Annotated in this window: 10 protein-coding genes; 3 read left to right on the top strand and 7 right to left on the bottom strand. The window is 35.8% G+C overall.

Annotated elements, in window-relative coordinates; translation table 11 throughout:
- Window positions 1–127 precede the first annotated feature (127 nt).
- The 7 genes from F6K22_RS19110 to F6K22_RS19080 all read right to left on the bottom strand — a co-directional run bounded on the left by F6K22_RS19110 (window position 128) and on the right by F6K22_RS19080 (window position 4,903).
- Entirely contained in the window at window positions 128–259 is a 132-nt protein-coding gene (locus F6K22_RS19110; protein WP_293101185.1) for a hypothetical protein, read from the bottom strand.
- A 110-nt stretch (window positions 260–369) separates the two neighbouring features.
- Complete coding sequence (locus F6K22_RS19105; protein ID WP_293101185.1) at window positions 370–501, bottom strand: hypothetical protein; 132 nt, start codon at window positions 499–501, stop codon at window positions 370–372.
- A gap of 425 nt (window positions 502–926) precedes the next feature.
- Entirely contained in the window at window positions 927–1,100 is a 174-nt protein-coding gene (locus F6K22_RS19100) for a hypothetical protein (protein ID WP_363273905.1), read from the bottom strand.
- Window positions 1,101–1,177: 77 nt separating this feature from the next.
- Window positions 1,178–2,002, bottom strand: coding sequence for a sulfurtransferase (locus tag F6K22_RS19095; RefSeq protein WP_293101182.1), 825 nt, complete (start codon window positions 2,000–2,002; stop codon window positions 1,178–1,180).
- Window positions 2,003–2,009: 7 nt separating this feature from the next.
- Window positions 2,010–2,567, bottom strand: a complete 558-nt coding sequence (locus F6K22_RS19090; protein WP_293101180.1) for a hypothetical protein — start codon at window positions 2,565–2,567, stop codon at window positions 2,010–2,012.
- Between the two features lie 888 nt (window positions 2,568–3,455).
- Window positions 3,456–4,079 carry a hypothetical protein gene (locus F6K22_RS19085; protein ID WP_293101178.1) on the bottom strand — a complete coding sequence of 208 codons (624 nt, stop codon included), beginning with the start codon at window positions 4,077–4,079 and terminating at the stop codon, window positions 3,456–3,458.
- A gap of 326 nt (window positions 4,080–4,405) precedes the next feature.
- A complete protein-coding gene (locus tag F6K22_RS19080) occupies window positions 4,406–4,903 on the bottom strand; it encodes a hypothetical protein (RefSeq protein ID WP_293101175.1) in 498 nt (165 codons plus the stop codon).
- Window positions 4,904–4,927: 24 nt separating this feature from the next.
- Between F6K22_RS19080 and F6K22_RS19075 the strand changes: the two genes are divergently transcribed.
- From F6K22_RS19075 to F6K22_RS19065, 3 genes are all read left to right on the top strand, one after another.
- Window positions 4,928–5,824 carry a tRNA (5-methylaminomethyl-2-thiouridine)(34)-methyltransferase MnmD gene (locus tag F6K22_RS19075; RefSeq protein ID WP_293101172.1) on the top strand — a complete coding sequence of 299 codons (897 nt, stop codon included), beginning with the start codon at window positions 4,928–4,930 and terminating at the stop codon, window positions 5,822–5,824.
- A 1,356-nt stretch (window positions 5,825–7,180) separates the two neighbouring features.
- Window positions 7,181–8,569 carry a bifunctional UDP-N-acetylglucosamine diphosphorylase/glucosamine-1-phosphate N-acetyltransferase GlmU gene (gene glmU, locus F6K22_RS19070; RefSeq protein WP_293101169.1) on the top strand — a complete coding sequence of 463 codons (1,389 nt, stop codon included), beginning with the start codon at window positions 7,181–7,183 and terminating at the stop codon, window positions 8,567–8,569.
- Between the two features lie 430 nt (window positions 8,570–8,999).
- A complete protein-coding gene (locus F6K22_RS19065) occupies window positions 9,000–9,998 on the top strand; it encodes a zinc-dependent alcohol dehydrogenase family protein (protein ID WP_293101166.1) in 999 nt (332 codons plus the stop codon).
- The last annotated feature ends 145 nt before the right edge of the window (window positions 9,999–10,143 follow it).

Raw genomic sequence — 10,143 nt, 5'->3', positions numbered from 1 at the left:
CAGAATAAACAATCACCCCCTCCACTTGCTAAGAAGAAATTTTTTCTCCAAAATTTCCCTGACTATTTTGATAAGTATTCAAGTCAACATCATAATAATTCCTTTTGACTTCCTCCTGTTTAGTTGACTAATTATCTAGGAAATAAGAACACCAATCATTGCCACAACTTCCATCAAATTTTCCTGTATTTATTCTGAGATTTTTCATGACCAGAATTTGAGAAGCAGGAGTCAGAGCAAAACCAGAATAAACAATCACCCCCTCCACTTGCTAACAAGAAATTTGTTCTCCAAAATTTCCCTGACTATTTTGATAAGTATTCAAGTCAACATCATATAATTCCTTTTGACTTCCTCCTGTTTAGTTGACTAATTATCTAGGAAATAAGAACACCAATCATTGCCACAACTTCCATCAAATTTTCCTGTATTTATTCTGAGATTTTTCATGACCAGAATTTGAGAAGCAGGAGTCAGAGCAAAACCAGAATAAACAATCACCCCCTCCACTTGCTAACAAGAAATTTGTTCTCCAAAATTTCCCTGACTATTTTCATCACTCTCTTAATTTATTAGAGTAACTAACCTTCGCTAAAATATAACCACCCATAGAGTCAATAAGTTGCTGTTTTATTTGACTTTTTTAGTAAGCATTCAGCTAGCTCGCATTTCCTGCGGAATCTTAAGCATTCATGTCGCGCAGCGTTTCATATCGGCGACAGCCGAAAACAGCTTTTGAACTTAATAATTTACTAAAGTTAGCTGATGATCAATTTCATTCTTATGTCACTTCTTGGAGACTAATTCCTCCTTCGATGTGATAATTAATTAATGACTTATAGCTGATAACGCAGTTCCTCTGTAAGAGGCTAGCTAACAGCTAAATGCTTACTTTTTTATTTCTCCTTTTGACTTATTATTGCTGACTACTTGCTTTTGATTAATATTAAATAATAATACCAATTACTCCAACTACCTGCATAAAATTTTCCTGTATTAATACCCGCCATTTTTAACGACCACAAATTTACACAAGCAGTAACAACAGAACCACAATAAACAATCACTATATCAACTTGTAAATCACAAATCAATGCCACAATTTTCACCAGAATATTTTCAGAACTCTTCCAGGAACAATCTGATTATTCCTGTTGATTTACTTTTTCCTACTTGACTAATTATCTACTAAATAAGAACACCAATCACTCCAACTACCTGCATAAAGTTTTCCTGTATTAATACCCGCCATTTTTAACGACCACAAATTTACACAAGCAGTAACACCAGAACCACAATAAACAATAACATCCTCTGCATTTTTTACCTGTTCCCAACGAGAAACTTGTTCCGAAACTTTCGCCTGACTATTTTCATCAGTAACTTGTTTCCAAGGATAATTAACTGCCCCTGAGATATGACCAGCAATAGGGTCAATAGGTTCATGTTTTCCTAAGTAGCGATCGCTATCTCGCGAATCAACTAAAACTACTTCTGGCAAATCTTTTTTTGCTTTAACTGTTTCTATATCTACCACCATTTTTAATTTAATTTGAGGTTTAAAAAAACCTAACTTTTCAGTGGAAATTTCATTTGTAACTGGATATTCTTTTTGCCACTCAGAAAAACCCCCATCCAAGATAACAACTTTTTCATGGCCCATATATGTTAATAACCACCATAGACGGGAGGCAAAGGCAAAGCGAGAATCATCATAAGCTACGATTAGAGTTTCTTGGTATTTGACACCTATCGTTGCTAATTTTTGTGCAAGTTGATTAGGGTCAGGTAATGGATGACGTCCACCATGTTTTTGTACAGGGTTAGAAAGGTCTTGGTTAAGGTCTAAATAGAATGCACCAGGAATATGACTTTCTTGATATTGTTTGTTGCCTAATGCTGGGTCTGCTAAGGAAAAACGGCAGTCGATAATAATTAAGTTTGGGTCATTAAGATGGTCTGATAACCACTCAGAAGAAACAAGGAGATTTGTATTAGTCATGTTTAAGTTAAATTAGGTTTTCTTCTTTTGGCAATACTTGAGGATAAGTTGTACCAGTATTGGGAGTTAGTAATGATTGCTTGACCAACATTTTGCCAATAAAAACAACTAAAGCCATGAACAATATTATCACTACTATCCCTAAAGTTATCTGACTCATTTTGAGATTATTCAAACCTTGATTTTTAATACTGTTAATTTTTGACTCTGAATAAAATCCATTTTGCTGATTATCATAAAAATTGGTCAAGTTTACATCAGATAAGGAACTTAATTCTAAATCTAATTCTTGACCCCAGGTAGCATAATCATCAATGTATCTTTTGAACAATAATTTTACTCTTTTAATTGAATCCGGTGCCAATTCTAGTAGTTGATTCCTAACTACATTTATAATTGAACTTCTATCTGGTAATTCATCAGATTCTAGGAGTATGTGTAAGCAACTATTCACTACACTAGCTTTAGTATTAATACCTTCAGGGTGTAATTTACTATTTAAGAGGGTAGCTATCGCTTTAGAATTTCCTTGTTTGGCAAGCTGGATAAATCTATATTGAACCATGATTAATTACCTTTTTTTTAGGTAGTAGGGAGCAGGGAGTAGGGAGTAGTAATTCGGGAAACAGGTAGTAGAAAAGAAGGAAAACAATTTCACCTCAGTAACTTGATAAATGCTATATAGTAATCCTGTTTGAGTTGTAATATTTTGGTGGTAAACTAAGACGCATTTAAACTGGCTATTAGGAAACTAGGGAAGAAACCGTTAAACCCTCCCCCCATCTCCCCATCACAATAACCAATTTAGATGCTTAACAGCTTAATTAGGACTTAGTTAGGGGAGGAGTCAGATTAGGAACTTACATGAGTTAGGAGTCATAATTTCAAAGGTTGTGAAAAAATTAACTGTTATAAAAATTTTCACAACCAATGTGCGGATTGCTATATCGTCAGCATTCAGGGATATGCCATCAGCTTTATTACATTTAGTTGACAACTAGAGCTGCGTCATTCTTATGCTTCAATTATCTGTCTTTATTATATTAATAGTTTTTTTAAATAAGCTGTAACTGTAGTAATATTTGATGAAATTGTTATTATTTCTTCTCTCCTTCTTTTACCGAAAAATTCAGGTATAAAGCCTCTCCATTTATGGAGAAAAAGCGGTCGTTTCGGCCATTGCCGACATGAAAAGCGGAGCTTTCCGTAGGATGGGATGGCGAGGTTTCCCGCTCTTGACAGAGCCGCTCCGAAGTGCGCCATATCCAATCTCCCCTTGAGAAGAAAAAAAATCCTTTTAGGCAATCCTATCCGTTATAAGAAGAGTTCATTAATGGATAATTGATAATTACAAGAAGGTTAAAACTGTTACGGAATTGAATATAAGGAATATTGTCTTTGTTTTCCCCTATCCAAGGGGAGGCTTCAAGGCGCGAATTATTAATTATTGAACTTACCTTTTAATTTTCCCAACTCTAATTGCATAGTCAGCGTACCTTTGATATTCTTTAATTTTTTTTCTGGCTTCCTTATATTTAGGATGAGATACTGGCACTATTTCCATTAATTCTGTTGCGTCTTGCCACTGACTTGCTACTGCTTCCCATTCTATTTTAGATTGGGCAGACTGAACCATTTCTGCTGCATTCATAGCTCGGTTAACTGCTAATGTAAATGGGTCAGGTGGTGGTAAAATAATAGTTTTTGTCGGAATATAAGCAGATTGTTTTGCTGGAGAAGATAGAGGTGTAGGTTGAGTTTTGACCTCTGCAATTTCTGGTTTTTCAGGATTAACTTTTTTTGGTATTGGTGAGGGAATTTCAGTCACTATAACTATAGGAGTTTCTGAAACTAATTTCCATTGAGAAAATCCATATACGCCTAATCCTAGTAAAGGAATAATTAGTAAGACTAAAATATTATCTTTGAGAATTTTAGGTAATTTTTTTAGCCGATAATGTTGGGAATCAATTAGTTTTTTATTGTAGGCTTTATCTCTAATTTTTTGAGATTTAGTGATTTGATTTACTCCATAATCAATCCTAGATTTTGCTAATTCATTATCTATGTTATTCAAATTAATCTGGTGTTGATTTTGATTTGTTTGATTGTAAGCATTCAGCCGTCAGCTATAAGCTATCAGCTCTTACTTTTAGTTTGGCTAATAAAAGCTTTATTATTCAGAATTAATTTTACTACAGAAGTCAGTTTTCAAGTCGATATTCATTTAAACCTTCTCTTTAAGGTTGAGGTTTTATTGCTGAAAGCTGAAAGCTAATAGCTGAATGCTTACGTTTGATTAACTTTATATTTCCTGGGTTGAATATGATGATTTGTTTGGCTTAACAGAAAAAAACTTTTTGAGACAAATTCAAATTGATATAATTTAGCAGCTACTATTAGCTAAATACTAATAAATACAAATAAAAGCAACTTATCTATAACTGATTCAGGATATAAAAATCTATTTTTTTCTAAGATAAAAACTGTGTAATTGAGGTGAAGCCAAGGCAGGATTAATGTAGATACTAAAATTGCTGCCAGGGTACTAATGATAATAACTAACCAACTATATAAAGCTTTCCACCAACTGATAATTGCTGGGAAAAAAAATAAATTATAACGATATCTCTTAGAAAAAATTTCCCGAATAGTATAAAATAATAAAATCAAAAAATGATGTGCAAAAGCAAAAACAGGAATCAAAAAAAATAAAATAATAATACTCAAACAAACCAATAATTCTAAACTTCCCTCTAGTTTCACAAAATATATTCCTAGTTCAAAATATCTGACCTTGGCGATCGCCAAAGTCAGAAAAGAAATCATAATTAAAGCCTTTAACCAAGCACTAGGATAAGGAAACCATTTTGGTAAGTATAATTTTTTAGGTTTGTTCATTATATGAAAATTTAGGAAGAAGAATTGACAAATTACAAATTCATACCACAACTAACAGCAGATGGTTCATGGACTTTCTTTTCACCCGAATTTGGTGAAACTTTTCACTCTCATTTTGGCGCTCAACAAGAAGCCGAATATAAATTTGTTTACCCAGTTCAACTATTATCTAAAGTGGATAGAGCTGTAGTTTGCCTACTTGATGTTTGTTATGGACTAGGATATAATACCGCTTCAGCTTTAGCAGCTATCTGGAAAATTAATCCTAGCTGTAAAATCATTCAGGTAGGACTAGAATTAGACCCAGAAGTGCCAAAAGCAGCGATCGCTAAAGGTCTTCTGGATAATTTGCCCGAACCTGTGCCAGAATTATTGGCAACCTTGGCTAAAACCCATCAATTACAAACAGACAAAATTCAGGCCAAACTCCTAACAGGGGATGCAAGGACGACCATTAAAGAATTAAGTAACTCTAGCTTCCAGACAGATGCTATATTTCTCGACCCCTTTTCACCACCCAGTTGTCCCCAACTCTGGACAGTAGAATTTTTATCCTTAGTAAGTAGTTGTCTCAAACCTGATGGTTATCTAGCAACATATTCCTGTTCCGCAGCAGTCAGAACAGCATTACTTGAAGCTGGTTTAAAAATTGGTTCTACAACACCAGTAGGTAGGCGATCGCCAGGAACAGTGGCCAGTTTTGCGGAGAAATGTTTACCCCGACTTTCCCAAAAGGAAAAAGAACACTTACTGACTCGCGCTGGTATTCCTTACCGTGACCCACAGTTATCAGACTCTAGTGAAATTATTGTGGATCGCCGTCAGTTAGAACAACAAAAATCATCCCTAGAACCCACATCTCATTGGAAAAAACGTTGGTCTCAGAAACTCAGAAGTCAGAACTCAGAAGTCAGAAGTTAAAATTATGGCGTTGCATAATTTAATCAAGTCAGAAGTCAGAAGTCAGAAGTTAAAATTATGGCGTTGCATAATTAAGAAAGTTAAAAGTTAAAAGTCAAAAGTTATAATGCAGTAATGACAATTTTTGAGCTATCACACACAGTTTCCTCTCCCAGAGAGATAATAGTTAATACCATTTCTTACCGAATAATTAAGGTTTAAAGTCTCTCCTTTTAAGGATAAAAAAGAAAAAAAAACCATTTTTCTCAATCCTCTCCGTTTTAAGAAGAGTTCATCAATGGATAATTGATAATTACAAGAAGGTTAAAACCGCGAGGGAATTGAATATAAGGAATATTGTCTTTGTTTTCCCCTATCCAAGGGGAGGCTTCAAGGCGCGAATTATTTAATTATTAATTATTAATTATTAATTATTGAAGCATTATTGCTATATTTGATTGGATGGAGACCCACCCGCGCGCCCCTCCCAGGATGGGTCTGAAAGGAGGTGGGGGGATAGATTAAAAGTAGGAAAAATAATTACTAACCGACCAGTAATTGTCAAAAACAGACTTTGAGTCTTAGTAACTATTTAGGTGTTGAAGTATAATACCAAGCGTGATAAATTTTTGCTACAAATATTTGGACTGTTTCTAGTAGTCAATAGTCAATAGTCAGTAGTCAGTAGAAGCCGTTTTTATTATCATTTTTTTCTATGAAACAATCTATTCTAGTAAATTTGCATCTGACTTAAACTACTTTGGTTGACTAAAATATTCGTAACATTCTTTTTTCACGCTTGGTATAACTGAAGGATAGCGTTAATCCATGGTAATTGGTATAAGACAAGGTAGACAAAGGGAGAAAGTGGACAAAGAAGTAGAAAGAAGGAAAATTCAAATTCAAAAAGAGAAGAGCGATCTATCAAAAAGCATTTAACTCACATTCTGCACGTCAATTTGTAATATTAAAAGTAGTATAAAACTCGGTGTCTTGGTAAGTATTTATACTATATAGCTCCTATTCATTGACCTTTCTCATTTCTCAAATTCTGAGAAAATATTAAGCATAAACAATTAAGTAACTGTTTACTCATAAGTTACCACTATGATTTCCTCCTGACTTCTGAATTCTGACTCCTGACTCCTGGTTTAATACTACATTTTGATTTCGGAATGTAGGATTTAATGTAGCAAAGTAAAAAACCTACCCTTATGAGATTTCCCCTAGTGTCTACTCCCTACTCCTAAACTTCCCCTACTAACTACTCACCTACTCCCTATTGCCTACTCCCTACTCCCTCAAATATGAGAATATGAGTATAGTAGATTCGTCATGTAACGTTTCTTATTCAGAAAGAAAATAATTCTAAAAATCATGGTAGCGGTAGCAATTTTAGCGGCTGGACGTGGCACTAGAATGAAGTCAGACTTACCCAAGGTATTACACCAATTAGGTTCCTGTACCTTAGTCGAACGAGTTCTGGAAAGTTGTGTTTCTATTCAACCATCAAGAATAATTGTGATAGTTGGTTATCGTGGAGACCTTGTACAAAACTCTCTCTTAGATAATAACAATAATATTGATAATGATAATATTCCTACACTAGAATTTGTAGAACAGACGGAACAATTGGGAACTGGTCACGCTATTCAACAATTGTTACCCTATCTCAAAGAATTTTCTGAGGATTTGCTGGTATTAAATGGAGATGTACCATTATTACGACCCGAAACTCTCCAGGAGTTAATCGAGACCCACAAGGAAAATAAAAATTCAGCCACCATTTTGACTGCCAATTTACCTAATCCCAAAGGTTACGGTAGAATATTCTGCGATACAAATAATTTTGTGACTCAAATAGTAGAAGACCGAGACTGTACGACTGCCCAGAAACAAAACCATCGAGTCAATGCAGGAGTCTACTGTTTCAACTGGCCAGCTTTGGCAAAGATATTGCCCGAACTAAAAGCAGACAATGACCAAAAAGAATATTATTTAACAGATGTTGTTCCTCTTCTTAATCCTGTCATGGCAGTTGATGTGAATGACTATCAAGAAATTATTGGGATTAATGACCGTAAACATTTAGCTACAGCTTATCAGATTTTGCAGATGCGGGTCAAAGATAATTGGATGGCCGCCGGAGTAACTTTGATAGACCCTGACAGTATTACTATTGATGATACAGTTTTGCTACAACGGGATGTGATTATTGAACCACAGACTCATATTCGAGGTCGGACTCTGATTGGTGCTGGTAGTCGCATTGGGCCAGGAAGTTTGATTGAAAATAGTCAGATAGGTAAAAATACCTCGGTTTTGTACTCGGTGATTTCTGATAGTGTGGTGGCCGATAATACTCGTATCGGTCCTTATGCACATTTACGGGGTGATTCTCAAGTGGGTTCTCACTGTCGAATTGGTAATTTTGTGGAATTGAAAAAAGCTAAGGTGGGCGATCGCTCTAATGCAGCGCATTTATCTTATTTAGGGGATGCGAGTCTCGGAGAAAAGGTAAATGTTGGTGCTGGTACTATTACTGCTAATTATGATGGGGTGAAAAAACATCAGACTAAAATTGGCGATCGCTCTAAAACTGGGTCAAATAGTGTATTGGTTGCTCCGGTGAGTTTAGGGGAAGATGTGACGGTAGCTGCTGGTTCGGTAGTTACAAAGAATGTGGAGGATGATTGTTTAGTTATTGCTCGGTCTAAACAAATTGTCAGAAAAGGTTGGCGGTTGAAGCAGGGGGATAATGGATAATGGATAATGGATAATGGATAATAGTCAGTCCAGTAGTAGACTGAAACATCTAAAATGGTGCAATAAGTGTAGGTTGGGTTGAGGGACGAAACCCAACAATAACCTTTCTCCCGTAGGGTGCGTTTCACTGCGTGACATGAAAATGAAATGTAACGCACCATCTATAAACTCAACTAAAAAACGGTGGGTTATGTTTTCCTAAAAAAAATGGCGCGTTACGCTTTCCTGCGGAATGCGGCGCATTCATGTCGCGCACCGAAACTCATCCTAGAAATTTTGCTGATAATTGATAACTAATAACTGATAACTGATTATGAAAGCTAAAGTAAAATCAATTATTATCCATAAATTATCAATTATTCTTCCCTGTTCCCTGTTCCCTATTCCCTGTTCCCTCTTTTAACTGATAACTAATAACTGATAACTAATTATGAAAGCTTTTGAAATTCAGGAATTTGGTAATTTAGTCTGTACTGAAAAACCACAACCGGAACCAAAATTTGGAGAAGTTTTAGTCAAAGTTAAAGCTGTCTCCCTTAACTATCGAGATATTTTAATGGTTAAAGGTCTTTATAACCCCCATCTACGTTTACCTGTTATTCCATGTTCGGATGGAGTGGGAGAAGTTATCTCAGTGGGAGAAGGTGTCACCAGAGTCAAACCGGGAGATAGAGTCGCTGGCATTTTTATGCAGAAATGGTTATCAGGTAATTTGACTACAGAAGCAGCAAGGTCTGCTTTAGGGGGTGAAGTTGACGGAATGTTAGCAGAATATGTAGTCTTGTCTGAAGATGGAGTGGTACATATTCCCCCTCACCTATCTGATACAGAAGCAGCAACTTTACCTTGTGCTGCAGTAACTGCTTGGCACGCTTTAATAGCAGCAGGTTTAAAACCAGGGGAAACAGTTTTAGTTATGGGAACAGGTGGAGTTTCCTTGTTTGCCTTACAGTTTGCAGTTATGACAGGAGCGCGAGTCATCGCAACTTCCAGTAGTGATGAAAAATTGGAGCGGGTGAAACAGTTGGGTGCATCTGATGTTATTAATTATAAATCTGTTCCTAAATGGGAAAAACAAGTATTGGCGTTGACTGAGGGAGTCGGAGTTGACTATGTTGTGGAAGTTGGTGGAGCAAATACTTTGAGTAAGTCTGTGAAAGCAGTGAGAATGGGAGGTCAAATAAGTTTAATAGGTGTATTAGCAGGAGCGCAAGCAGAATTTAATCCTTTACCCGCAGTAATGAAAGGAGTGCGGATACAGGGTATTTTTGTCGGTTCGCGTCAGATGTTTGAGGCGATGAATAGAGCAATAGAGGTGAATAAATTACGTCCAGTTTGCGATCGCGTCTTTCCATTTGAGTCAGCTCCAGAAGCACTAACTTATATGGAAACAGGTTCCCATTTTGGTAAAATTACAATTAAATTTTAAATTTTACAGTACTTACGCAAAATATTAAATTATATCATGTCCGGTAGCATCGGTATTGTATAGCAAAGGTAGGGAACAGGGAACACTTAACAGACAAGAATACTTAAGGGCAATAAAAAAACTTAAATTTCCTGTAGATATTCAC

The sequence above is a fragment of the Okeania sp. SIO2F4 genome, from assembly GCF_010672385.1.
GTDB lineage: Bacteria > Cyanobacteriota > Cyanobacteriia > Cyanobacteriales > Microcoleaceae > Trichodesmium.
Note: the sequence above shows the minus strand (reverse complement) of the source record. Positions and strands in the feature narration are given on the sequence as shown.